The organism is Kitasatospora sp. NPDC001547 (assembly GCF_042894165.1).
Taxonomy (GTDB): domain Bacteria; phylum Actinomycetota; class Actinomycetes; order Streptomycetales; family Streptomycetaceae; genus Kitasatospora.
On record NZ_JBIAVL010000007.1, the window covers coordinates 192,563 to 216,392 of the forward strand.

The window sequence follows — 23,830 nt, forward strand, 5'->3', positions numbered from 1 at the left end:
GCGTCGGGTTGGGTCACCACTGGATGAGCGCGGATTCGATGGTGGAACCCGGTCCCATGGTCATGAGCACGCCGTAGTCCCCGGCGCGGACCACGCCCTCCTTCAGGAGCCGGTCGTAGGAGAAGAGGAACGAGCCGCTGGAGACGTTGCCGAAGTCGCGCAGCACGGTGATGGTGTGCCGCAGGTCGTGCCGGGTCAGCCCCAGGTTGACGGCGACCGCGTCGATGACCTTCTTGCCGCCGGAGTGCACCAGCCAGTGCGCGACGTCGTCGCGGCGCAGCGACGTGCCCTCCAGCAGCCGGTCGACGACGCCCTCCACGTGCGCGCCGACCAGGTAGGGGATCTGCGGGTCCAGGAAGAAGCTGAAGCGGCCCTGGTCGCGGTCCCAGTCGTAGCGCATCGCGTCGATGGCGTCGACGATCGTGACGCTCGCGGTCCGCAGGATCCGGGGCCCCGCGAGCCGGTCGCCGGCCCCCCGCTCCTCCTCCTGCTCCTCCTCGGGTCGCTCCCGGTCCCGCGGCCCGGGATCGGCCATCACCGCGACCGCCGCGGCGCCGTCGCCGAAGAGGCTGTTGACCACGGCCGTGCGCATCGTGGAGTCCATCGTGTAGGCGGCCGAGCAGGCCTCCGAGCAGACCATCACGGCCAGCCTGCCCGGGTTGGCCGCGGCCCAGTTGCCGACCACGGCCAGCGCGTTGAGCCCGGCGTTGCAGCCCATGCCGACGATGTCGGCGCGCGCGGTGTGCCAGTCCATGCCGAGCTTGCGGATCAGCAGCGCGCTCAGCCCGGGGGTGAGGAAGCCGGTCGAGGTCACGCAGCACAGGTACGCCACCTCGGACAGCGCGGCCCCGATCCGCTTCAGGCACAGGGCCAGCGCCTCCGAGCCCATGCTCACGGCCCAGGCCTTGTGCTTGTCCAGGAGGTCGCCCTGGCTCTCCCGCAGCCGGGTGCCGTCGGGCGCCGCCGGGGGCAGCACCAGCGAACGCTGCTGGATGGAGCCCAGCAGGAACACCGAGCGCACCTTGCGGTCGGTGATGCCGAACAGGTCGAGCAGCTCCTCCTGGGAGTAGTGCTCGGGTGGCACGGCGGTGCCCACGCTCAGGATGCGCGGGGCCGTGGCGGTCGGTGCCCGGTCCAGGGTCGCGGTCATGATGCGTCACTCTCCGTTCCGTTGCCGTGCTTCCCGCCGGGCGTCCCGTCGCCGTGCCGACCGCCGCCGGGCGTCCCGGTGCTGAGCGCCTCCACGAACCGGGCGAGCCGCTCCACGCCCTCGGCCACCTGACCGGCCGTCAGGCAGCTGATGGCGAGCCGGATCTCCTGCTCGCCCCCGCCGAAGGGGTGGAAGAACTCCATCGGCGTCCAGATCACGCCGAACTCGCGGGCCGAACGCTCCAGCGCCGCCGTGCCGGTGCGGAAACCGGTGCGCAGGGTGAGGAAGAACCCGCCGTCGGGACGGTTCCAGTCGACCCCCAGCTCCCGGCGGCGCCCCTCGGGCAGCCACCGGTCCAGCTGCGCGAGCGTGTCGGCCATGCAGCGGCCGTAGTGCTCGGCGGCCCGGGCGTTCAGGACGGACAGCCGCCCGTCCGCGCTGAGCAGCGCACCCGCCGCGGCCGCCTGGCTGAGCGAGGAGGTGTTGACCGTCACCATGCTCTTGACCTTCGCCAGGTCCTGCGCGAGCAGCCGCACCCGCCCCCGGGCGTCGCGCACCTCCTGGTCCGCCACCACGTAGCCGACCCGCGCGCCGGGGAACAGCGTCTTGGAGTACGTACCGAGCTGGACGACGCACCCCGACCCGTCGAGCGCCTTGAGCATGGGGCTGCGCGGACCGGGGCCGCTCAGCCGGTAGGGACTGTCCTCCAGGACCAGCAGCCCGTGCCGCTCGGCCAGTTCGAGCAGCGCGGTGCGGGTCGCGAGGTCCAGCGTGGACCCGGTCGGGTTGGCGTGGTCCGGCACCACGTAGACGGCCCTGGGCCGGCGGCCGGCCGCGCGCTGCGCCCGCACCGCCTCGTCGAGGTCCGCCACCACCAGCCGCCCGTCGCGCTCGGGCACCGCGACCATCGGGACGTCGAGCAGCCGCGCGGCCCCGATGATGCCGACGTAGCACGGGGTGACCAGGAGCAGCACGTCCTGGGGCGTCGCGAACAGCGTGCGCAGCGTCAGGAACATCGCCTCCTGCGCACCGACGGTCACCACGATCGCCTCGGGCGCGACCTCCAGCCCCTCGTCCTGCCGCAGCGAGTGCGCGACCAGCTCCCGGATCTGCCCCGCCGCCGGCCCGTACTGGTAGAAGCGGCTGCGCACTTCGGCCGGCCCCGCGCCCCGGCTCTCCAGGTACGCGGCGTACCGGCGCAGGTGGGCGTGGACCTCCTCGACCTCGAAGAAGCCGTCGTAGGGGCGGCCCGGGGCGAAGGACACCGCGTCCGGGTAGCTGAACGTGATCTCGTTCAGGAAGTTCATCCGGTCGAGGACGGGGTCCTCGATGCTCGAGTGCAGCGTCGTCGAATCGAGCACCATGGTGCCCACCTTTCCGCGTACGGGCCGCAGTTCGGGCCCCGCGCCGAAGGGCGCGGGCCACGGCCCGCGGGAAGGAGGTGCGGCAGGGCACCGGTGCGGGCGATGTGCGGCGGACGGCCTGCGGCAGGCCCGGGCCCGGCGGGCGCCGTCGTCCGGCTCGCGTCGTGCGGTCGGGCACCCGCGGCGCGGCGTGCCCGTCGCCGTAAACGCGGGGCGCACCGGGCGGCCGTCCGGCCGGGCCCGTCCCCGGTCCCCGGACGCGCGCCCCGCGCGTCGGCGAGCGCCGCGGGCAGCGGCGCCCGGCCCGACCGGGGTGTGCGCGCGAGGACCGGGGGGCGTCCCGCCGGCGGTTCGCCGGGGTCGGCCTCCCGCGTTCCCGCATCGACCGATTTCGACTTCGAATTCATGGCGGCCCCTCGGACCCGGCCTGCGGGCCCCGGTCCCGGCAACGCCACTGCGCGCGCACCACCGGTCCGGTGGCGCGGGCGCGGCGCTTGAACGCGAGAACGGCCGTCGAAGGCGACGGGGCTGAGCGCGACACGGGGGATGCCCGGCATCCCGGCGCGCCCCTGTCACCGCTTCGAACCGGCAACGGATATCAAACGGATACCTGGAGCAAGGGCCCTGTCTGCTGTTTGTCCTGTTCCAGTACGCGCCCCCGCACAAGCCCCTGTCAAGTGCCGAGCGTTTCCGTCCGACTACGGTCCGCCACCGCCCGGGCGGCCCGGCGGGGCGCCGGCCGCGCCCCCGGCGCCGGGCGCGGGACGTGCGGCCGGCTCCGGCCCGCGGCCGCGGCCGGCGGCGGGCGGGCCGCCATCGGGCATCAACCCCCCTGGGCAAGCAGGAGGTTGGGGCCCTGTGGACGGGGCCGGGCGGCGCGTAGGATCGGAGGCCGGCGGGCGGGTGGCGGGGCGGCGCGGACCGAGGGGGAGCGTGTGACGAAGCGTGATGTCCGGCGGGGCGCGGTCCGGCGCGGTGTGCTGGCGCTGGCCGTCTGGTGGCTGTGGATGCCGCTGGTCGCGGCGCTGGTGTGGCTGGTCAAGCACGCCGTGTTCGGCGGGTTCGGGCAGCAGGACCAGAGCTACGTGCTGCTGGTCGAGCGGCTGTTCCTGCCGAACGGCGGCGTGCTGGACGCGGCGCCGCTGTTCTGGATCTGGGCCGCGATCGGCCTGGGCGGCACGGTGGTCGCGGTCACGTACGTCGCCCGGGAGTCCGGGGCCGGGTACCGCGGGTGGCGCACGCGCCTGACGCTGGCGGCGGTGCTGCTGGCGCTGGCCGGCTCGCTGGTGCGGGCCGGCACCGGGCTGTGGGACGACGACAAGGACGAGGGCCGCTACTACGCGGCGGCCACCGTGCTCGACATCCCCGCCGGCGGGGCGGGCACCCCGCGCTCGGTGCTGCCGGTCACCGAGCACACCCGCGCGGGCGACGGCGGCCGCTGCGACCTGGTGGGCACCGCGGACGTGCCGGCCTGCGTGAAGACCGCGCCGATGCCGGACTTCGACTTCGAGGCGCGCACCGCCTCCTACGCGGCGGCCACCAAGGCGCTGACCGACAGCGCCGGCCTGACCTCCGGGGTCCACCTGATGGGCCACAGCCTGCACTACCTGCCCGACGCCGCACCGGGCGGCGGCGTGTGGACGGCCGTCCTGGACGGCTCCGGCGAGCAGCCGATGGAGGGCGTCGCCGTCTGGGACGGCCGCTCGAACTCCGTCGCCACCTGCGCGTTCCGCGGCGAGCACGCGTTCGGCCGGGCCTTCGCCGGCACCGGGGCCGTCAGCCTGCGCAACCTGCTCGCCGAACGGTTCCCGGACCTGGTCTACAGCGACCAGGACATCTGGGGCTACTGCGACGGCGCCGACCCCCGCACCGCCGAGCCCGTGGTGGTGATCTCGGTGGCCCGCCAGCGCGGCTGGCGCCAGCGCACCGTCCTGGAGCCGGCCGGGGTGCTGGTGCTGCGCGGCTCCCCGGACGGCCGCCCGGACGCGACGTACCGGGCGGACGTGGCGCCGGGCGAACTGCCCGGAGCCGTCTACCCGGCCTCGGTGGTCCGCTCCCAGATCCACGAGGTCCAGTGGCTCGGCGGCCGCGGCGCGAAGGACGACCGCGGCTTCGGCTACGCCCACACCTCGGCCTCCACCAACGCCGTCAACCCGGGCGAGTTCCTGCTGCGCTCGAAGGCGGACGGCCACCTGTACTACGTGACGCCGCTGGTGCCGCGGGAGAGCTCCTCGCAGCTGGTGGTGGCCTTCGCGGTCCTGCAGGCCGACCGGGTCGGCGGCGGCCTCAACGACCTGCACGTGTACGTGCGCGGCGACGACGGCCCGGCGGTGAACCTGGACGTGCTGGCCAGCCGGATGGTGTCGTACATGGCGCAGCAGACCTCGATCTCCATCAGCGCCGGGCCGGGCGGCGCGCTGCAGGAGATCGTCCCGTTCGGGCGGGACATGTGGCGCGGCTTCGTGGACTTCAACGGGCAGACCCAGGACTACATCGACCTGTCGGGCGACGCCACGGTGACGCCCAACCTGGTGTCGCTGAGCGGCGACATCACCGCGCCCGGCGGCGGCCGGCCGGCCCCGGCCCCGACACCGGCGCCGACCGGACCGGCACCCACCGGGCAGCCGTCCACCGCGCCTCCCACCGCGCCGCCGCCCGCACCGGCCGGCGGGTGCGGCGGCGACCCGGCGCAGTTGACGACAAGTCAACTCGCCTCCTGCGTCGCCGAGTTGTCCAAGGCCCTGCAGGGCCGCGTGCAGGACCCGGCGCCCGCCCGGCCCTGACGGCCGCCCCCGCCCCTGCCCGTCCGGCCGGGGGTTCCGCGGGCGGCTCCGCGCAGCGCCGCCGGTGCCGCCCAACGGCCGTCCGGCGCCGCCGAGTTCGGGTACGCGCCGAGCGGCGGCGCCCGTCGTGCCCCAGGCCGCCGCGGTGCTGGGACTTCCGGCCGTGCACGGACTGGACAGCGGTGCGCGAGTCGTCCAGTCTTCACCACCATGACGTTCCCTCAACACACTTCCGGTACCGCACGCACCGCGCTCTTCGAGGCGGTCACCGCGGTCGGCGACGAGGCCGTCGCCCTGCTCGCCGACTGCCGCGGCGACACCCGGATCCCCGGAGCCGAGTGGACGGTCGCCGAGGCGGCCGCCCACCTGGCGATGGCCAACGAGCTGATGGCCGCACTGGCCGCCGGCGAGGACCGGCCGTACGGGGACGGCACCCCGGGGGCGCTGGCCGCGGCGAACGCGGTCTCGCTGGCCGAGCGGCCCGAACGGGACCCGGCCGTGCTGGCCGGGGAGATCGCCCGGCAGGCCTGGGAGTTCGCGGCGGCGGCCGGCCCGCGCACCGGCGCCGAACCGGTGCTGACCCCGCTCGGGCGGATGGACCTGGACACCCTCGGCGCCTACCTGCTGACCCACATGCTGGCCCACCTGTACGACGTCGCCGTCGCCCTCGGCCGGCCGCACCCCGTCGACCGGCGGCGGGTCGAACTGACGATGCCGTTCCTGCGCACCGCCATGCCGCTGGTGACGGACGCCCGCACCGCGGCCGGCCACAGCGCCTGCTACCGGCTGCGGCTGCGGGGCCAGGGCGGCTTCGCGGTGACCTTCACGGACGGCGCCGCCGTGGTGAGCCAGGAGCCGCCGCGCCGCCCGGACTGCACGATCGTCGTCGAGCCGGTGGCGTTCTTCCTCCTGGCCCTGGGCCGCTGCTCCACCACCGGCGCCATCGCCCGCGGCAAGGTGTTCGCCTGGGGCCGCCGCCCGTGGCTGGCCCCGGCCTTCCCCGGGCTGTTCACCGCGCCCTGAGCCCCACCGGCTCCGACCGGCTTCGGACGGCTCCGACCGGCTCCGTCCGGCTTCCGTCCGGCTTCCGGGCGGCCGTCCGGTGGGCCGGGAGGACGGCTACCCGGGCCGGGGGCCGTCCTCGGGGCCGCCCGGGTGGGCCGGGTCGGGCGTGCGGGGAGCGCGGGGCGTGCGGGGCGCCGCCCTGCCCTCCTCGGCGTCCCGGCACGCCCCGCAGGTGTTCCAGTGCGGCCGGCCGGGGCCGGAGGAGCGGTGGGGCGCGAGGGTCATGTCGGAGGTGTGCCGGCCGCACAGGGTGAGGGGCCCGCAGGCCCCGGAGGCCTCCGCGGGAGCGGCGTGGGCCAGACGCACCGGGTTCTCGGGGTCCGCCGGCAGGAGGTCCGGGCCGAGGAGCCGCACGTGGGCCGGCGTATCGGGTTCGAGCACGATGACGGTGTCCATCCCCTCAACGTCGCCGCAGGAGCGCCGCGCCGCACGCGCACGGTGGCATCCGGACCAGCCGGCCGCGGCCCGGGGCCGCGGCGGCGCGGTCGGGTTCAGCGCAGGAGGGTGGCGAGGAGCTCGGAGATGGTGGGCCCGGCGTCGGCGGGGTGACGGAGCTGTTTGCTGGTGATGACGCTGTAGTGGTTGGTGCGGCCGCGGCGTTCGTGGCTGAGGTACCCGGCCTGTTCGAGGTCGGCGATGATGCGCTGGACGGCGCGCTCCGTGAGCAGGCAGCGCGCGGCGATGTCGCGCACCCGGATGCCGGGGTCCCGGGCGATCTGGACCAGCACGCGGGCGTGATTGGTCAGGAAGGTCCACTGCCGTTCGGTCGTCGTGCCGTCGTCCATCCCCCCACGATAGTGCCACGGGTTTCACGACAGCGAAAACACGACAGATAATTCGTGCAATGGTTGACATGTCCGGCGGGTTGGGCGAAGAGTGGAACGGATGCGATCCGAACCGCCTGAACAGGGCCCGTACGGTGGTTCCGTCTGGAGATGGTGTGCGTGGACCCGATGAACAGGCAGGCACTGGAGCGGCTGCAGTCCCTGCTGGCCGACAGCGTCGGCCCGAGCTGCGCGAGCGGGCCGCCGTGCCTGACGTCCGAGACCGCCAGGATCGGTGACGCCCTCGTGTGCTCCTTCGCCGGGGACATGATCCTGGACAGCGAGTCCGTCGCCGCCCGCGCGCTGGCCGCCGCGCTCGACCGGCGCCCGTCCCTGCTCGCGATCGACCTCGCCGGCGTGGAGCTGCTCACCTCCACCGGCCTCAACCTGCTGCTCACCGCCCGCCGGCGGGCGCTGGCCGACGGCGTCCCGCTGGTGCTGGTCGCCCCGTCCGAGCGGACGCTGCGGGTCATGGAGCTCACCGAGACCACCGCGCTGTTCCCGGTCCACGCGAGCGCCGAGGACGCCGTCCGCCGGCACGCGCCGGACGCGCTGCCCGCCGTCCCCCCGTACGGCCGGCCGTAGGCGCTCAGAGCCGGTCGTAGACGGCGGACAGCCGCTGCAACACCTCGGTGGCCCGGTCCAGGGCCTCGTCGTCGTAGTCGGCCAGGTCGGTGTGCAGGGCCTCGGCCAGCGCCCGTTGGCGCTGGTCGTGCCGGGCCCGGCCGGTGTCGGTGAGGGCGACCAGCACGGAGCGCTTGTCCTCGGGCTGGCGGGTGCGGGTGACGTAGCCGGCCGCGACCAGGCCGTTGACCAGCTGGGTGGTGGCGGCGCCGGTGGTCTCGGTGCCGGCGGCGAGCCGGCCGATGGTCAGCGGGCCCTGTTCGGCCAGGGTGCGCAGGGCCCGGGCGTGGGTGAGCGAGAGCGCGCCCGGGGTGCGGGTGGCGCGCCCGCGCAGCCGGGCGTCGGCGGCGCTGAGCCGGTAGGCGGCGCGGGCCAGGCGGTCGAGCGCCCGGGCGCGGTCGTCGGTGGGCTGCGGCTCGGTCATCGGGATTCCTCCTGGACGGGTGGACGGCGGCCCGGTTGACAACAGCCTAGCCTCAGTACTTAATGACTAAGTACTTATTCATTAAGTACTGAGGCAACCGGACCTCCAGGAGGAGACCCATGACCATCCGTTCGACCGGCCAGAGCTGGGCCCTGGACATCGCCCTCGCCCAGGGCGGCTTCGACGCGCTGCACCCCGAGGCCGTCGGGACCATGGAGCAGCTGGGCCACGACCACACCGACTTCGCCAAGGTCTTCGCGCTGGTCAGGAGCGGCGCGATGCTGCCCAAGGCGTGGGCGACGGTGGCCGGCCAGGCCGAGGAGCGCGCCGCCCACCACGAGCGCGGCGGGTTCGCGCAGACCGCCGCCGACCTCTACCTGCGGGCCGCGGTGATGTGGGGCCGGGCGCAGTACTCGCTGTTCGACGCGGCCGACCCGCGCAAGGCCGCCATGCGCGAGCGCGCCAACCACTGCGTGGAGCGCCTGGGCGCGCTGCGCGGGGGCCGGGTGCGGCGGGTGGAGCTGGACTTCGAGGGCTCGCGGATCCACGCCCTGCTGCACCTGCCGGCTGGCCGGGTCGAGAACGCGCCGGCCGTCATCCTCGGCCCCGGGATGGACATGATCAAGGAGGACTACATCTGGGCGGCCGAGCGCTACTACACCTCGCGCGGGATGGTCGCGCTGTCCATCGAGGGGCCGGGCCAGGGCGAGAGCCGCGCCGGCGGGCTGACCGTCGACCTCGCCAACTACGAGCGGGCGATCGGCCGTTACCTCGACCACCTGGCCGCGCTCCCGGAGGTCGACGCCGACCGGATCGGCATGTTCGGCATCTCGATGAGCGGCTACTGGGGCTCCAGGGCGGCCGCCACCGACCGCCGCCTGGCCGCCCTCGCCGCCTTCGAGGCCGTCACCGGCGACTTCGCGACCATCTTCGAGCGCGCCCAGCCGACCTTCAAGAACAACTACATGTACATGGCCGGGTACACCGACGAGGACGCCTTCGACCGCGACCTCGCCCAGCGGATGCCCCTGGGCGACCTGGTAGCCGACATCACCTGCCCGGTGCTGTACGGGATCGGCGAGTTCGACGAGCTCACCGACCTCGGCCAGGCCCTGGAGAGCTTCGAGCGCATCCGGGCGCCGAAGGAACTGCGGGTCTACGAGGACGAGTTCCACCCGCTCGGGGGAGTGGCGGCCGAGGCCTTCCGGTTCGGGGCGGAGTGGCTGGAGCGGGCCCTGGCCGGCGAGTTCGCCGAGCCCGGACGGGACGTGCGCCACCACGTCCACCGCGACGGCCGCACCACCGACGGCAGCGCCGACCCCACCTGGTGGCTCGGCGCCGCCCCCACCCGGCTCACCGAGGCCCGCCGCCGCTGAGCCCGCCCTCCCCGGGCGGGCCGGTACGCCGCGGTCGCTAGCATCGCGCGCATGCTGGCACTGCTCCACACCTCGCCCGTCCACGTCCCGGTCTTCGACGCGCTCCGCGACCGCGAGCACCCCGGCCTGCCCCTGCGCCACCTCGTCCGCGAGGACCTGCTGGCCACCGCCCTGGCCGACGGGCCCGACGCCGTCGCGGAGCACATCGACCGCCTCCTCGCCACCGCCGTCGCCGCCGGGGCCGCGGCCGTGCTGTGCACCTGCTCGACGATCGGGGCGGTCGCGGAGGCCGGGGCCCCGGCGGCGGGCGTGCCCGTGCTGCGCGTCGACCGGCCGATGGCGGCCGCCGCCGTCGCCGTGGCACCCGCGGCGGGCCGGACGGCGACCCGCGTCACGGTGGTCGCCGCCCTGGCCGGAACCGTGCGCCCGACGGCGGCCCTCATCGGGGACGAGGCCGTACGGGCCGCCCGCCCGGTCACCCTGACCACCGTCGTGGTCGACGGCGCCTGGGAGCGCTTCGAGGCCGGCGACCGGGACGGCTACCTGGCCGCGGTCGCCACCGCCGTCGAGGCCGTCGACGACGCGGACGTCGTCGTCCTCGCCCAGGCCTCCATGGCGGCCGCCGCGAACCGGGCCACCACCGCCGTACCCGTCCTCTCCAGCCCGGGCCCGGGACTGCGCGCCGCCGCTGCCGCCTGCCGCCCCGAAGCCCGGACACCCCGCCCACGGACCGCGTGACGCCGTCGCCCGCACGGTGGCCGACGACCTGGACACGGCCCTCGACAGGCTCTCGAAGGGACGCCTGATCGCCGGCTCCGGCACGGCGTCCGGGGTGCCGGCGGCGGTGCGGACGGGGCGCTCCGTCGCCTACCTGGCGCCGGGAGCGGTGGCCGGTGCGGCCATCCGGTCGAACGCGCCGGGAACCGGCCGCGACCTGTTGGAGAGCATCGCCCTGCCGGACCTGCGGGCCGCCGCCGCCCGGGACCGGCTGCACGCCCTACCGGGCCCGGCCGGAGGCGCCTCCTGCGCTGGTGCGGCCGACCGCACCGCTGCGGGTGCGGGCCGGGTCCGGGACGGGGACCATCGTGGCGATGGCCGACCGCCCTCCGGGAGCCGCCGTGACCGATGCCGCAGACCCCGCTCCTCCTGGCGCGCCGCGCTGCCTGGTCACCGGGGCCACCGGGTACATCGGCGGCCGGCTGGTGCCGGAGCTGCTGGCCGCCGGGTACGGCGTCCGGTGCCTGGTCCGGGATCCGGACCGGTTGCGGGACCACCCCTGGCGCGGGCGGGTGGAGGCCGCCGCCGGGGACGTCACCCGTCCGGAGAGCCTGGACGGCGCGTTCAGCGGGATCGACGTCGCCTACTACCTGGTGCACGCGCTCGGCACGGGCTCCGGCTTCGAGGCCACCGACCGGGCCGCCGCCGCGGCCTTCGGGCGGGCGGCGGCCCGGGCCGGGGTGCGGCGCATCGTCTACCTGGGCGGGCTCGCGCCCGCCGGGGTGCCGGCCGGGCGGCTCTCCCCGCACCTGCGGTCGCGGGTCGAGGTCGGACGGGTGCTGCGCGACAGCGGCGTGCCGACCGCCGAACTGCGGGCCGCCGTGATCATCGGCTCGGGGTCGGCCTCCTTCGAGATGCTCCGGTACCTCACCGAGCGCCTGCCGGTGATGGTCACCCCGCGCTGGGTGGAGACCCGGATCCAGCCGATCGCCGTCCGGGACGTGCTGCGGCTGCTGGTCGGGGCCGCCGGCCTGCCGCCCGAGGTGAACCGGGCCTTCGACATCGGCGGTCCGGAGGTGCTGACCTACCGGCGGATGATGGAGCGCTACGCGGCGGTGGCCGGGCTGCCGCGCCGGCTGATCGTCGCCGTCCCCGTCCTCACCCCGCGGCTCTCCAGCCTCTGGGTCGGCCTGGTGACGCCGGTCCCGGGGTCGATCGCCCGGCCGCTCGTGGAGTCGCTGCGGTACGAGGTGGTCCGCGGCGAGCACGACCTCGACCGGTACCTGCCGCAGCCCCCGGGCGGCGGCATCGGCTTCGACGCGGCGGTCGGGCTCGCGCTGCGGCGGATCCGGGACGCGGACGTCGCCACCCGCTGGTCCTCCGCCTCCGTGCCCGGCGCCCCGAGCGACCCGCTGCCGACCGACCCGGACTGGGCCGGCGGAAGCCTCTACCAGGACGTCCGGGAGCTGCGGGTGGACACCGACCCGGCGGCGCTGTGGAGGGTCGTGGAGGGGATCGGCGGGGAGAACGGCTGGTACTCCTTCCCGCTCGGCTGGGCCGTGCGCGGCTGGCTGGACCGGCTGGTCGGCGGGGTGGGGCTGCGCCGGGGGCGGCGGGACCAGGCGCGGCTGCGGGTCGGCGAGTCGCTCGACTTCTGGCGGGTGGAGGAGATCGAACCGGGGCGGCTGCTGCGGCTGCGCGCGGAGATGCGGCTGCCCGGGCCGGCCTGGCTGGAGCTCTCGGTCACGCCGGACGGCGCGGGCGGGAGCCGCTACCGCCAGCGGGCGCTGTTCCACCCGCGCGGGCTCGCCGGGCACGCCTACTGGTGGGCGGTGGCGCCGTTCCACGCCGCGGTCTTCGGCGGGATGGCGCGGCGGATCACCGAGCAGGCGGCGCGCGAACCCCGGGACCCCCGGGACCCCCGGGACCCCCGGGACGGCCGGGCCTGACCGGCGGCCGGGCAGGGGAGAAGGCCACCGCCGAAGGCTCGTGAGGCCGTCCACCCGGCCGGGCCCGCCGACCCCGTCCGGCGAAGTGCCGCGGGTTCAACGCACCGCACCACAACGGGGGTTCACACACAGGCGCCGAACCGGCCATTCTCGATCCGGCCACCGTACCCCTCCGTCAACGGACCGGCGACGGCTAGGTTGACCGTGACAACGAGAGGCGGCCGCCGGGCAGCCGGCATCGCCCTGGCGAAAGGTGCCCGACATGCAGGTGAGCGTCGACCGCGACCGTTGCTGCAGCTCCGGCATGTGCGTGGTGAACGCCCCCGCGGTCTTCGACCAGGACAGCCGGGACAGTCTCGTGACGCTGCGTCAGACCACGGTGCCGCCGGAGCAGTTCGACGACGTCAGGCTCGCCTCCGAGCTCTGCCCGGGCCGGGCGATCACCGTCACCGGGGACGAGCCCGCGCGGACCGGGGCCTGACGGACCCCCGCCGCCGGCCCCGCAGGCCGCCGGAGACCTTCCCGGGCCCCGAACCCCACGGGAACACCCGCGACGTGAGGAGACCCCCCGCCTTGACCACCGCACCCACCACCACCCCCGTCCTCCCACTGCCGGCCCGGCACTCCGGCGGCTGCCCGTTCGGCCCGCCGCCCGCGTACTCCCAGGCCGCCGCCACCGGGCCGGTGACCAGGGCCGAGCTGCCCGACGGCGACCTCTGCTGGCTGGTCACCGGCTTCGCCGAGGTCCGCACCGTGCTGTCCGACCGCCGGTTCAGTGCCGACATACGCCACCCGGCCTTCCCGCTGCTGGTCGCCGGCGCCCGCGAGCTGATCACCGACAATCCGGACTTCCTGCGGCTCGACGACCCCGAGCACGCCCGCCAGCGCCGCATGCTCACCGGGGAATTCCTGGTCAAGCGGGTGGAGGCGCTGCGCCCGGAGATCCAGCGGATCGTGGACGGGGCACTGGACCGGATGACCGCGGGCCGGACCACGGCCGACCTGGTCACCGACTTCGCGCTGCCGGTGCCCTCGCTGGTGATCTGCCTGCTGCTCGGCGTGCCCTACGAGGACCACGACCGCTTCCAGAGCCTGAGCCGCACGATGCTCAACCAGGAGAGCACCGTGGAACAGCTCCGGGACGCCCAGGAGGAGGTCAGGGACTACCTGCGCGACCTGACCACCCGCAAGCGCGCACAGCCGCAGGACGACGTCCTCAGCCGACTCGCGGCGCGGGACGACCTGACCCCGGACGACGCGGCCGGCATGGGCGTGCTGCTGCTGATCGCCGGGCACGAGACGACCGCGAACATGATCTCGCTGTCGACCGCGCTGCTGCTGGAGCACCCCGAGCAGATCCCCGCCCTGGCCGACCCGGCCACCCTGCCGGGCGCGGTGGAGGAACTGTTGCGGCTGCTGACCATCGTGCACACCGGCCTGCCCCGGGTGGCGCTGGAGGACGTGGAGCTGGGCGGCGTCACCGTCCGGGCCGGGGAGGGTGTGATGGCGATGCTCTCCACCGCCAACCGGGAGGAGGCGGTGTTCGGCGGCGCCGGCCGTCGGGCGACGGACGAGCTGGACCTGGACCGGGACGCCCGGCGGCACCTGGCGTTCGGCTTCGGCGTGCACCAGTGCCTGGGCCAGCCGCTGGCCCGCGCCGAACTCCGGATCGCCCTGGAGACGCTGTTCCGCCGGCTGCCGGGACTGCGACCGGCCGGCGAGCGCGAGTTCCGTACCGAGTCGTTCATCTACGGGATGCGCTCACTGCCCGTGACCTGGTGAGCGGGGCCCGATGGAGAACTCCCGTTCTCCGGGCCCGAACCGCGGACGACAGTCACATGGTCGCGCGGACAGCTCCCGGCCGGCCGGCCCCTCCCGGCAGACCGTCCCGGCGCGGGGACGCCACCGCGGTCGGCCGGAGCCGTCCCGCGGGGCCACCCGGTGCGGCACACTGATCGCCGAGGCCTTCGCACGGATTCCCGGGCGGCCGGGGCCGAGGGGACGGGGGCGGCATGGAGACCGGCAGCGTGGTCGGCGGGCGGTACCGGATCGGGCCCGGCGGAGCGGGGGAGGTCCGGTTCGGGCAGGACACCGGGTCCGGGCGGCCGGTGGCGGTGAAGACGCCGGCCCGGGCACCGGGCCCGGCCGTCCGGCTGCGGCACCCGGGGATCGTCACGGTGCTCGACGTGGGAGAGCACGAGGGCAGGCCGTTCCTCGCCATGGAGCTGCTCGACGGGCACACACTGGACGACCACCTGCTGGACGGCTGGTTCCGGCCGGCCGAGGTCGCCGACGTCGGCGCCCAGGTCGCCCAGGCCCTGCTGGTCGCGCACCGGGCCGGGATGACGCACGGCGGGATCGAGCCCGCCCGACTGCTGCTCACCCCGAACGGGACCGTGAAGGTCCTCGGCTTCGGCACGGCCGCCCCGGCGCCCGGGTCCGACCTGTCCGCGCTCGGCGACACCCTGCACGAGCTGCTCGGACACCCCGGCCCGCCCGGCCCGCCGGGCGAGCTCGGCGCGCTGGTGTCCCAGCTGCGGGACGCGCCGTCCGCACAGGACCCGCAGCGGACCGAGGAGTTCGCCCTCCGGCTGCGCCGACTGGCGGAGGAGCTGGCCGCGACGGAGCCGGCGGAATCGGGGGAGCCGGTGGAGCGGCCACGGCGGCCGACCGCGGCCCGGCCGTTCCGGATCCACCGGCGGCCGGAGCGGCTGCCGCTGGCGCGGGCGCTGGCCGTGGTGATCGGGGCCGGGCTGGTCGCGGTGACGGCGTACGCGATCGCGGTGACCCTCTGACGGGATGACGACCCGGCTCGCGGGCGCCGAACCCGACCCGCAGGGGCGCCGTCCGGCTCCCCACAGCGCGCCCCGGCGCACCCGGCACCTGGAACGGAACATGCGGAAGAGACGTAATCCCTGGGCACTCGCCTACCTCCTGGCGGGGCTCCTGCTCCTGCTGGTCGCCGTCGCGGTAGCGGCCACCGCCGCCAGGGCCGACGACCTCGTCCCCATCGTCCTGACCGGCGTGCCGGGCCTGGTGCTGACGGTCCGTGCCCCGATGTACGGCGTCTCCTTCGGGGGCGCCGGGGGAGGGGTGAAGGCGACCGCCTTCCCGTAGTCGCGGTAGGTGAAGTCGCAGGGCTCCGTCCACCGGGGGCGGAGCGCCGTCTTTTTTGAGTACCCGTACTCAGGCGGTGCTGTCGGTGCCGGATGAGACTGTGGAGGTCCGCCGGGACTCCTGGGCCCGGCACCACGAAGGGGGAGAAGGATGAGGCGTGCGGGTTTCGCCGGGGCGGCCGCGGCAGCGGTCGCGGCGGTGGCGGCGATCGCGGTGACGACGGCGGCCCCGGCGGTCGCCGGGGAGAGCGGGGCGCTCGGACAGGGAGTGCCGGGGACGGGCGAGATCCTGCCGTACCCGGGGCCGGAGGGGCTGATCTGGATCCCGGACTGGATCGGCGACGGCGGCGCGGTCACCGGCGGCGCCTACGCGGCCGGTCCGCCCGTCACCGTCACGGTGGGCTGCCAGGGCGGCAGCGGCGGTGCGGGTGAGGTGCGGGTCACCTTCACGCCGTACTACGGCGACCCCACCCCGGTGGAGTTCACCGTGCCCTGCCCGGCCGAGGCCGTCGGCACGGGCTCGGCGGTGGTGACGGCCGAGCAGGGCCGGTCCTTCCACGTCGGGGTGGCCGCCTCGGCCGCCGACGTGCACTGGGGCCTGACGGTCACCCAGCCGGACGCCTGATCACCCGAGGGCGGGGCGGGATCGTCTTCACCTCACGGGAACGCGCTCCCGCCCCGCCCGTCCGGCCCGCCCAACCGCCCGGCGCGTCACAGGATTTCGACGGACCGGCCTACCCTTCGCGCCGCCCCCAGCCCCGCCGCCCGGTCGGGCTTCACGACGCTCCCCGGCACCCCCACCGGTGCGGCCGCAGCGCGGGCTCGCCGAGGACGTAGGTCTGTCTGACGGCGCGGTCGTCGCCGAGGGTGGCCAGGGCGAAGAGGCGTTCGCGGAAGTCCCGGGCCACCTCGGTGCGGCGCCTCAGGAGCGGGGTGGCGGCCCAGTCGAGGACGACGAAGTCGGCCTCCCGGCCGGGCCGGAAGCTGCCGATGTGCTGGTCGAGGCGCAGCGCGCGGGCGCCGCCGAGCGTGGCCAGGTAGAAGCCGCGCAGCGCGGTGAGGGTCTTGCGGTCCTGCTCCGGGACGGAGTGGGGATAGGTGTTGGCCAGGGCGACGACCTTGTAGGCCTCGTTCATGGTCTGGAGCATCGAGTAGCTGGTGCCCCCGCCCACATCGGTGCCGAGCGCGACCCGGACACCGGCGCGGGCGGCGCCGTCCAGGTCGAACAGGCCGCTGCCGAGGAAGAGGTTCGAGGTGGGGTTGAACGCGGCGCCGGCCCCGGCGTCGGCGAGCAGGGCGCGGTCCGCGTCGTCGATCCACACCGAGTGCCCCCACATGCTGCGGGGCCCCACCAGGCCGCACCTGTCGTAGACGTCGAGGTAGGAGCGCGGGTCCAGGGAGTCGCGGAACTTCTCCAGCACCGCCCGCACCTCGTCGCGGTTCTCGGCGAGGTGGGACTGCACCCACAGCGGCCGGTCGGTGTGCCGGGACTCCTGGTAGAGGCGGCCGGCCATCCGGAGCGCCTCCAGGGTGGAGGTCAGCGCGAACCGCGGGGAGACGGCGTAGCGCAGCCGCCCGGTGTGGTGCCACCGGTCGATGAGCCCGCGGCAGTCCTCCTCGGCCTGTTCGACGGACCCGTCGAGGTACTCCTCGGGCACCGTGCCGCCGTTGTCGTCGTCCATCAGCAGCTTGCCGGAGACCATGCGCAGCTTGCGCAGGTGCGCCTCGGCGAAGAAGGCGTCGGTGGCGTGCGGGTGGGTGGTGGTGTAGACGCACGCGGTGGTGGTGCCGGACTCCAGGAGCCGGTCGAAGAAGAACGAGGTGGCGGCCCGGGCGTACTCCCGGTCGGCGAACCGCATCTCCGACGGGTACATGTAGTCCCGCAGCCACGGCAGGAGTTGACCGCCCGGGCTGGCGACGGAGTCCACCTGGCCGGAGTGGATGTGCGGGTCGACGAAGCCCGGTACGAGCAGGTGGCCGCGGTGGTCGACGACCCGCCCGTGGTCGACGAACTCCCGCGGGCACTCGCGGTGGTGGCCGGCCCAGACCACCAGGCCGTCGCGCACCACCAACGCCCCCGGATCGAACAGGTGGTAGGCCCGGGGGTCGTCCTGGCCCTCGCCGTCCGGCATCCACGGATCGTCCGAGAAGTGCAGGACCGTCCCCAGGAACACCGTCACCCGCCGGCCGCGGCCGGTCCCCGCATCCGGGCCCGCACCGTCGTCCGCCGCGGTTTCCGCCGGCTCGCCGGGGCGTCCGGCCCCCTCGTCGCTGTCCATGTCCGTCTTCCTCGGACTGCCGGGTGGCGCGCCTTGAGCCGGCCACCGGGAAATCGCGGCAAAAGCCATCCCAACGGTTCACGCCCACCGTACCCCGCCGGACCGGACCGGACGTCACGGTCCGCCGGAACGGGCGGCGGGCCTTCGCGGGCGGCTCCCGCTCCGGCATCCGGGTGAAATGGCGCGGCATCGCCCGGCGCGAACGGAAGCCGGGTCCGGCGCTGCCAGAATGCAATTTCCTCGAGGTCCACCTGCACAGGCGGTGCCACCGGACAGCTGGAGCGGAACATGCGAATCATTCGGCCACGCAACAGTCCGGAAAAGGCGCCCGGCACAGGCGCGGGATGCTTCCCGTGGACGCTCATGTACCACTCGGTGGCGTCGACGACCGAGGACCCCTATCTGATCACCGTCGATCCCGCGCGGTTCCGCCGCCAACTGCGCTGGCTGGCCACCCGCGGGCTGCGCGGGGTGTCGGTGGGCGCCCTGATGCGCTCCCACCGGGAGGGCGCCGCGGCGGGCCTGGTGGGCCTCAGCTTCGACGACGGGTACCGCGACTTCGTGGAGGAGGCCATGCCCGCGCTCGCGGAGTACGGCTTCACCGCGACGGTCTACGTGGTGGCCGACCGGCTGGGCGGCTACAACGACTGGGACCGCCAGGGCCCGCGCAAGCCGCTGATGACGGCGCGCCAGGTCCGGGAGGCCGCCGCCGCCGGGGTGGAGATCGGCTCGCACGGGCTGACGCACCGGCGGCTGGCGGGCCTGGACGCGCGGGACCTCGCGGCCCAGGTCGCCGACAGCCGCCACCTGCTGGAGGACCTGACCGGCCGGGCGGTCGGGGGGTTCTGCTACCCGTACGGCTCGCTCGACGCCGCCGCGGTGGAGGCGGTGGCGCGGGCCGGCTACGCGTACGGGTGCGCGGTCAGCCCCGGCGCTCACGGCGGCGTGTACGCGCTTCCCCGCTGCTACGTCGGCGACCGGGACGGGCCGCTGCACCTGACCGCGAAGCTGGTGCGCGACCGCTGGCGGCGCTGACGCCGCCCCGACGCCGCCCCGAAGCCCCCGTCGCCCGACGCCGCCCCGACGTCGCCCCGGCGCCGCCGGCGGCAGCTCAGCGGACGGCGGCGGGTTCCACCGCGGGCTCCACCGCGGTTTCCAGGCGCAGCCAGGACTCGTGCCACAGCAGGGCGCAGCGGCGGTCGCAGCCGGTGGCGAGCGGTTCGCCGCCGCAGCGCAGGCCGTGGAGGATGAACCAGCGCCCCCCGGTGGGGTGCTGCCACCAGGCGAGGGACCGGTGGCGCAGCTCGGTGACGCCGTGACGGGTGCCGGCGTGGCGCTCCATCCCCGGCTGGAAGGGGACGCCGTGCAGGCGCCCGTCCGGGCCGAGGGTCGCGTGGATCTCCGCGAGGCTGCGCACCGTCGCCCACCGGGCGGCGGGCCGGGCGGCGGGCACCGGCGCGGGGGAGGGCTCCAGCCACTCGTCGCGGAACAGCAGCGCGCAGTCCATCCCGCAGCCCTGGGTCCCGTCGGCGCCGTGGCAGGTGGCACCGGCCAGCGCGACGGTGCCCGACAGGCGCCGCACGCGGTAGTGGTCGTCGATCATCCGGCGCACGACGCGGTCGACCTGGTAGACGCCGCCGCAGAACGACCACTGGCTGCGGGTGAACCACAGGCCGCGGTGGCGGTCCGCGGCGTCGAGGGTGCCGCGCACCGCGGCCTCGTCCTTCACCCGGACCCAGTCCCCCTCGGCGAAGCGGGAGGGCCGGCCGGGCGCCGGGATGTCGGCGCGGCGCTCCCGCAGGCCCTCGCGGGCGATCCGGGCGCGGCGCAGGACACCGAGCGGGGGAAGGTCGCGCAGGGGCAGGCTCTTGTACTGGCACCGGTTCGCGGTGGTTTCGCAGCGCGGCCCCGCCGTGCGGGTGAACCGTGATTCCTCGACGGTCATCGGTGAAATCCCATCGGGTCGGAGATATCGGCACAGGCTAGCGCACCCCTCCTTTCCCAGGACCGGCTCCCGAGCCCTTTCGGAGCCATGTCGAGAGAAATAGCACTAAACGCATTAAGGGCCTTCCGGAGTGAAGAACCGTCGTTTTCCGAAGGGCCCGGGTTCCACGGGCGGGTAATGTTTCCACCGTCGCCGAGGTGGAGTGGCCGAGTGGCGAGGCGGCGGCCTGCAGGGCCGTTCAGACGGGTTCGATTCCTGTCTCCACCTGCTCTCCTGTTCCTTCCGGCCCACGGCCCGGCGGTACGCCGGCCCCGGACCGACCGTCCCGGACCGGCCTGTCCGGACCGGGCCGAACTGCCGTGCCCCGGTGCTATGTTCACGGTGTCCGTCCCGCATCCGCAGGAACCTCGGGGGGGTCGCCCATGACCGACGCCGACCGTGACACCGACCGCGACGGCGAGCAGGCCACCCGGGCCCTGCTCGCCGAATACGCCGCCGGGACCCGCGAGTTCGACGGCCGGACGTTCACCGGCCTGCGGCTCGGCCGGCAGAACCTCGGCGACGCCGTCTTCACCGACTGCGAGTTCGACGACTGCGTCCTCGCCATGGGCACCTTCGACCGCTGCGAGTTCCGGGGCTGCCGGCTGCGCCGCATCAACGCCATCGGGGCCGGCTTCATCCAGGCCCGGTTCCTGCACTGCGACGTCGAACAGGCGGCCTTCCGCGGCGCCGACTTCTTCAAAGCCACCTTCCGCGGCGGGTCGTTCGGCGGCGACTACCGCGAGGCCTTCCTCGTCCAGGCCGTCTTCGACGAGGTCGTCCTCCGCGGCGCCCGCTTCGACGACGCCCACTTCGGGTTCAACGTCTTCGCCGCCACCGAGCTCGTCGCCACCACCCTGGACCCGGTGGTCGTCCACGGGCTCTGCCGGATCGACGAGCGCACCATCGCCTCCTCCTTCATCCTCAACAGCCGGGCCCTGGACGTCGCCCGCGACCGGCTCGGGGACGACCGGGCCGTCCGGGAGCTGACCCGCGACCTCGCCGGCCTGGAACGGTTCCTCGTCCGCGCCGGGGCCGACCCGGCCTCCGTGCGCGCCTACCGCGACACCGCCCGCGGCGCCCGCGAGCCCGCCCGCCCCAGTGTCTTCATCAGCTACAGCTCGGCCGACGAGTCCTTCGCCGCCGAACTGCGCGACCAGCTGGAGGCCAACGGCGTGGACACCTGGTTCGCCCCGCACGACATCCGCGGCGGCCGGACGATCCTGGAGCAGGTCACCGAGGAGATCCAGCGGCGCGGACGGATGGTCCTCGTGCTGTCCGAGGCCAGCATGGCCAGCAACTGGGTGGCCACCGAGATCGGCCGGGCCGTACGGGCCGAACGGGAGAGCGGCACCCGCAAGCTCTTCCCGATCCGCATCGTCGCCCACGAGCGGCTGCTGCGCTGGGAACTGTTCGACGCCGACGCCGGCTACGACGTGGCCCGCGCCATCCGCGAGTACCACATCCCGGACTTCCGCGGCGACGGCCTCGCCCTGCCCCAGGCCGTCAGCCGCCTGGCCCGCGACCTGCGGGAGGGCTGAGGCCCCCCGGCCCGCGTCACCCCCGCCCCGCCCCCGGCCCCCCACCCCCGGCCCCGGCCCCGGCCCCGCCTCGGCCGGGGGCGCGCGGAACCGGGCCCGGGGCGCGCGCGTCCGTCCTTCACGACGGCGGCCGATGATCACCGCCGTCGGCCGCCCCTGGAAGGAGCACCGTGACGGACGGTACGTCGCAGCGCACGTCGCCCGCCCGCAGGGGCCGTTGGCGCCCGGCCGCACTGATCGGGTGCGGGGTGCTGCTGCTGGGCCCGGCCGTGCTCGCGGCGGTGCGACTGCTCGGGTGGGACGACGGCACGGTGTGGGCGCTGCCGATGGCCGGGCTGCCGTACGCGGCCCTGCTCAGCGTGCTGCTGCTGGCGGCGGTGGCGGTGCTGCGCGCCCGGTGGCTGACCGGGGCCGCGGCCGTCCTGGTGGTGCTGCAACTGTGGTGGCTGGTAACCCGGTTCGTCCCGGACGGGGCCGACGCCCCGGCCGACGCGCCCCGGCTGCGGGTGGCGACCAGCAACAACTTCATGGGGCAGGTCTCGCCGAAGTCCCTGGTCGACCTGGTGCGCGACCAGCGGATCGACGTGCTCGCGGTCGAGGAGCAGAGCGACTCCGCCGCCGACGCGCTGGACGCGGCCGGCATCCGCGCCCTGCTGCCGCACCGCGAGCGGCCGGCCGGCACCGACACCGCGCTCTACACCCGGCTGCCCGTCGGCTCCGCCGCCGACCCGGCCTGGCCGACCACCAACCTGACCGTCGACGTCGGCGGCCGCCCGGTGCAACTGGTCGCCGTGCACACCTACTACCCGGTCGGCGACGCCCGCCGCTGGGCCGAGGGACTGCACGACCTGCGCGCCGCCGCGCCCGGGCGCAACCGCAACGCGGTCCTGCTCGGCGACTTCAACGCCACCCTCGACCACAAGCCGATGCGCGACCTGATCGGCACCGGCCTGACCGACACCCACGAGGAACTCGGTGCCGGCCTCCTGCCGACCTGGCCCCAGGACCACCCCGACTACCCCGTCCCGGCCGTGATCCAGATCGACCACGTCCTGCACGGGCCCGCGCTGACCGCCGTCGACGTCTCCGAGCACGCCCTGCCGCGCAGCGACCACCGCGCCGTGGTGGCCGAACTCGCCGTCCTGCGCTGAACGCCGCCGTCCCGCGCTGATCGCCGTCGGCACCGGCTGAGCGCGGGCGGCCGCCCTCGGCTACCCTCCCCCCTCGTGGACGATCACCCCGAACCCTCGACCCTGCGCGTCTTCGTCGCCCTGGCTCCGCCCGACGACGCGAAGGACGAGCTGGCCCGGGCCCTGCAGCCCGCCTACGCCAGGTACCCGCGGCTGCGCTGGAACCGCATCGAGGACTGGCACATCACCCTCGCCTTCCTCGGTGAACTGCCGGCCACGGCGGTGCCGCCGCTGCGGGCGGCCCTGGCCGGGCGGGCCGCGTCGCAGCCCGCCCTGCGCCTGGGCCTGCGCGGCGGCGGCCACTTCGACCAGCGACTGCTGTGGAGCGGGATCGACGGGGACCTGGAGGGACTGCACCTGCTCGCCGACTCCGTCCGCGACCTGGTCCGGTCCTGCGGGATCGAGTTCAGGGAGCGGCCGCTGCACCCCCACCTGACGCTGGCCCGCTCCCGCCGGGACGACCCGGTCAGCGTGCCGCTGGCCGCGGCGGGGCTCACCGGGTTCGTCGGCCGGCCGTGGCGGACCGAACGGCTCCACCTCGTCGGCAGCAACATCGGCCGCGGCCCCGGGCCGATCCGCTACCGCGACATCGAGGCCTGGCCGTTCGCCGCCGCCGCCCGAACCGGCGACGACGGGGGCGGCGGCAACGACGGAGCCCTCACCGGGCGGTAGCCGACGGGCGGGGCCCCGCGCCCGACGCCGAGCCGCGGTCAGTTCCGCCGGCCGTCGCGGGGCGCGGGGACGCGGGGCAGGACGTTCCACAGGGGCCGGCTGCCGGCGGCCCAGCGGGCGAGCGCGGTGCGGTCGACGAGGTGGACCCCGTGCTCGGCGCCCCAGCGGTGGGCGTCGCGGGAGAAGCGGCCGTTGGTGACGACCACGGCGACGTGGGCGTGGTGGGAGCGCTGGTACGTGCCGGCGAGCGCGTACAGGACGCCCACCCCCACCGGCCTGCCGCCCAGCGGGTCCTGCTTGTGCTTGCACTGCACGGCCCAGCGCCGGCCCATCGGGTCCTCGGCGAGGACGTCCACGCTCTGGTCGTTGGCCCGCCCGACCTTGCGGGCGCGGCAGCCGTCGCGCTCGAACAGGTCGCGCACCGCGAACTCGAACGCGTCCGGCTTCATGTGGTCGAGCCCACCGGGACCGCTCAGGGCCAGCCGCAACCGGGCGGCGCGCAGCCGGTGCTCGCGCGCGGCGAGGACCCTGGCCCGGACGACGGCCGCGGCGGCGCCACCGGCGGCCAGGGCGCCGACGACGAGGACCCACCAGTTCGCCGCCAGCCACCGCAGCGCGGCGGCGACCGCGCTGAGGACCAGGAACGCCACCACGGCGCAGACGAACCAGCTGACGTCGTCACGCCGTCCGGCCCGACGCGGACGCGGGCGCCGCGCCGGAGGCCTGCGCCTAGCCATCCGCCGCTCCGGACCTCTGCATGTCGGTGTCCTTC

23 protein-coding genes and 1 tRNA gene are annotated in these 23,830 nt (G+C 75.4%); 16 read left to right on the forward strand and 8 right to left on the reverse strand.

Going from position 1 to position 23,830, the window contains the following annotated elements; translation table 11 throughout:
- Nucleotides 1–13 precede the first annotated feature (13 nt).
- Nucleotides 14–1,150: a 3,5-dihydroxyphenylacetyl-CoA synthase DpgA gene (gene dpgA / locus ACFY0X_RS16145; RefSeq protein ID WP_387754588.1), complete on the reverse strand. Its 1,137-nt coding sequence runs from the start codon at nucleotides 1,148–1,150 to the stop codon at nucleotides 14–16.
- On the reverse strand, nucleotides 1,147–2,514 hold the full coding sequence (locus ACFY0X_RS16150; RefSeq protein WP_387754591.1) for a PLP-dependent aminotransferase family protein: 1,368 nt from the start codon (nucleotides 2,512–2,514) through the stop codon (nucleotides 1,147–1,149). The genes dpgA and ACFY0X_RS16150 overlap by 4 nt, the downstream gene beginning before the upstream one ends.
- 935 nt (nucleotides 2,515–3,449) lie before the next feature.
- Here ACFY0X_RS16150 and ACFY0X_RS16155 point away from each other — a divergent pair.
- Complete coding sequence (locus ACFY0X_RS16155) at nucleotides 3,450–5,297, forward strand: hypothetical protein (RefSeq protein WP_387754593.1); 1,848 nt, start codon at nucleotides 3,450–3,452, stop codon at nucleotides 5,295–5,297.
- A 210-nt stretch (nucleotides 5,298–5,507) separates the two neighbouring features.
- Nucleotides 5,508–6,320 carry a maleylpyruvate isomerase family mycothiol-dependent enzyme gene (locus ACFY0X_RS16160; RefSeq protein WP_387754595.1) on the forward strand — a complete coding sequence of 271 codons (813 nt, stop codon included), beginning with the start codon at nucleotides 5,508–5,510 and terminating at the stop codon, nucleotides 6,318–6,320.
- A 96-nt stretch (nucleotides 6,321–6,416) separates the two neighbouring features.
- Here the strand turns inward: ACFY0X_RS16160 and ACFY0X_RS16165 are convergent, their stop codons facing one another.
- Nucleotides 6,417–6,758 (reverse strand): hypothetical protein, encoded by a 342-nt coding sequence (locus ACFY0X_RS16165; RefSeq protein ID WP_387754597.1) that lies wholly within the window; start codon nucleotides 6,756–6,758, stop codon nucleotides 6,417–6,419.
- A gap of 95 nt (nucleotides 6,759–6,853) precedes the next feature.
- Nucleotides 6,854–7,147: a helix-turn-helix transcriptional regulator gene (locus ACFY0X_RS16170; RefSeq protein WP_387754599.1), complete on the reverse strand. Its 294-nt coding sequence runs from the start codon at nucleotides 7,145–7,147 to the stop codon at nucleotides 6,854–6,856.
- 168 nt (nucleotides 7,148–7,315) lie between these two features.
- On the opposite strand from ACFY0X_RS16170, the gene ACFY0X_RS16175 reads away from it, so the two are divergent.
- Entirely contained in the window at nucleotides 7,316–7,771 is a 456-nt protein-coding gene (locus ACFY0X_RS16175; RefSeq protein ID WP_387754602.1) for an STAS domain-containing protein, read from the forward strand.
- A gap of 4 nt (nucleotides 7,772–7,775) precedes the next feature.
- On the opposite strand, the gene ACFY0X_RS16180 is transcribed toward ACFY0X_RS16175, so the two are convergent.
- Nucleotides 7,776–8,234: a MarR family winged helix-turn-helix transcriptional regulator gene (locus ACFY0X_RS16180; RefSeq protein ID WP_387754605.1), complete on the reverse strand. Its 459-nt coding sequence runs from the start codon at nucleotides 8,232–8,234 to the stop codon at nucleotides 7,776–7,778.
- Between the two features lie 119 nt (nucleotides 8,235–8,353).
- On the opposite strand from ACFY0X_RS16180, the gene ACFY0X_RS16185 reads away from it, so the two are divergent.
- The 8 genes from ACFY0X_RS16185 to ACFY0X_RS16220 all read left to right on the forward strand — a co-directional run bounded on the left by ACFY0X_RS16185 (nucleotide 8,354) and on the right by ACFY0X_RS16220 (nucleotide 16,017).
- On the forward strand, nucleotides 8,354–9,610 hold the full coding sequence (locus ACFY0X_RS16185) for an alpha/beta hydrolase (RefSeq protein WP_387754608.1): 1,257 nt from the start codon (nucleotides 8,354–8,356) through the stop codon (nucleotides 9,608–9,610).
- Between the two features lie 51 nt (nucleotides 9,611–9,661).
- Entirely contained in the window at nucleotides 9,662–10,348 is a 687-nt protein-coding gene (locus tag ACFY0X_RS16190) for an aspartate/glutamate racemase family protein (RefSeq protein WP_387754610.1), read from the forward strand.
- Between the two features lie 353 nt (nucleotides 10,349–10,701).
- The gene (locus tag ACFY0X_RS16195) at nucleotides 10,702–12,276 is read left to right on the forward strand and encodes an SDR family oxidoreductase (protein WP_387754613.1); all 1,575 of its coding nucleotides are present in this window, start codon (nucleotides 10,702–10,704) and stop codon (nucleotides 12,274–12,276) included.
- Between the two features lie 262 nt (nucleotides 12,277–12,538).
- Nucleotides 12,539–12,757, forward strand: a complete 219-nt coding sequence (locus tag ACFY0X_RS16200) for a ferredoxin (protein ID WP_387754615.1) — start codon at nucleotides 12,539–12,541, stop codon at nucleotides 12,755–12,757.
- 92 nt (nucleotides 12,758–12,849) lie between these two features.
- Entirely contained in the window at nucleotides 12,850–14,058 is a 1,209-nt protein-coding gene (locus ACFY0X_RS16205) for a cytochrome P450 (RefSeq protein ID WP_387754618.1), read from the forward strand.
- A gap of 230 nt (nucleotides 14,059–14,288) precedes the next feature.
- Nucleotides 14,289–15,071, forward strand: coding sequence for a hypothetical protein (locus ACFY0X_RS16210; RefSeq protein ID WP_387754621.1), 783 nt, complete (start codon nucleotides 14,289–14,291; stop codon nucleotides 15,069–15,071).
- A 100-nt stretch (nucleotides 15,072–15,171) separates the two neighbouring features.
- A complete protein-coding gene (locus tag ACFY0X_RS16215) occupies nucleotides 15,172–15,393 on the forward strand; it encodes a hypothetical protein (protein ID WP_387754624.1) in 222 nt (73 codons plus the stop codon).
- 150 nt (nucleotides 15,394–15,543) lie between these two features.
- Nucleotides 15,544–16,017: a hypothetical protein gene (locus tag ACFY0X_RS16220; RefSeq protein ID WP_387754626.1), complete on the forward strand. Its 474-nt coding sequence runs from the start codon at nucleotides 15,544–15,546 to the stop codon at nucleotides 16,015–16,017.
- Nucleotides 16,018–16,168: 151 nt separating this feature from the next.
- Here the strand turns inward: ACFY0X_RS16220 and guaD are convergent, their stop codons facing one another.
- A complete protein-coding gene (gene guaD, locus ACFY0X_RS16225) occupies nucleotides 16,169–17,671 on the reverse strand; it encodes a guanine deaminase (RefSeq protein WP_387754628.1) in 1,503 nt (500 codons plus the stop codon).
- A 363-nt stretch (nucleotides 17,672–18,034) separates the two neighbouring features.
- Between guaD and ACFY0X_RS16230 the strand changes: the two genes are divergently transcribed.
- On the forward strand, nucleotides 18,035–18,706 hold the full coding sequence (locus ACFY0X_RS16230) for a polysaccharide deacetylase family protein (protein WP_387754631.1): 672 nt from the start codon (nucleotides 18,035–18,037) through the stop codon (nucleotides 18,704–18,706).
- A gap of 76 nt (nucleotides 18,707–18,782) precedes the next feature.
- Here ACFY0X_RS16230 and ACFY0X_RS16235 read toward each other — a convergent pair whose 3' ends face one another.
- Nucleotides 18,783–19,616: a hypothetical protein gene (locus tag ACFY0X_RS16235; protein ID WP_387754634.1), complete on the reverse strand. Its 834-nt coding sequence runs from the start codon at nucleotides 19,614–19,616 to the stop codon at nucleotides 18,783–18,785.
- Nucleotides 19,617–19,812: 196 nt separating this feature from the next.
- Here ACFY0X_RS16235 and ACFY0X_RS16240 point away from each other — a divergent pair.
- From ACFY0X_RS16240 to thpR, 4 genes are all read left to right on the forward strand, one after another.
- Nucleotides 19,813–19,883: transfer RNA gene (locus tag ACFY0X_RS16240), tRNA-Cys, on the forward strand.
- A 155-nt stretch (nucleotides 19,884–20,038) separates the two neighbouring features.
- Complete coding sequence (locus ACFY0X_RS16245) at nucleotides 20,039–21,196, forward strand: toll/interleukin-1 receptor domain-containing protein (protein WP_387754637.1); 1,158 nt, start codon at nucleotides 20,039–20,041, stop codon at nucleotides 21,194–21,196.
- 170 nt (nucleotides 21,197–21,366) lie between these two features.
- Nucleotides 21,367–22,347, forward strand: coding sequence for an endonuclease/exonuclease/phosphatase family protein (locus tag ACFY0X_RS16250; protein WP_387754639.1), 981 nt, complete (start codon nucleotides 21,367–21,369; stop codon nucleotides 22,345–22,347).
- Nucleotides 22,348–22,422: 75 nt separating this feature from the next.
- Nucleotides 22,423–23,058, forward strand: coding sequence for an RNA 2',3'-cyclic phosphodiesterase (thpR, locus tag ACFY0X_RS16255; RefSeq protein WP_387754642.1), 636 nt, complete (start codon nucleotides 22,423–22,425; stop codon nucleotides 23,056–23,058).
- A 38-nt stretch (nucleotides 23,059–23,096) separates the two neighbouring features.
- Here the strand turns inward: thpR and ACFY0X_RS16260 are convergent, their stop codons facing one another.
- Nucleotides 23,097–23,795 carry a restriction endonuclease gene (locus tag ACFY0X_RS16260; RefSeq protein WP_387754645.1) on the reverse strand — a complete coding sequence of 233 codons (699 nt, stop codon included), beginning with the start codon at nucleotides 23,793–23,795 and terminating at the stop codon, nucleotides 23,097–23,099.
- Nucleotides 23,796–23,830 lie beyond the last annotated feature (35 nt).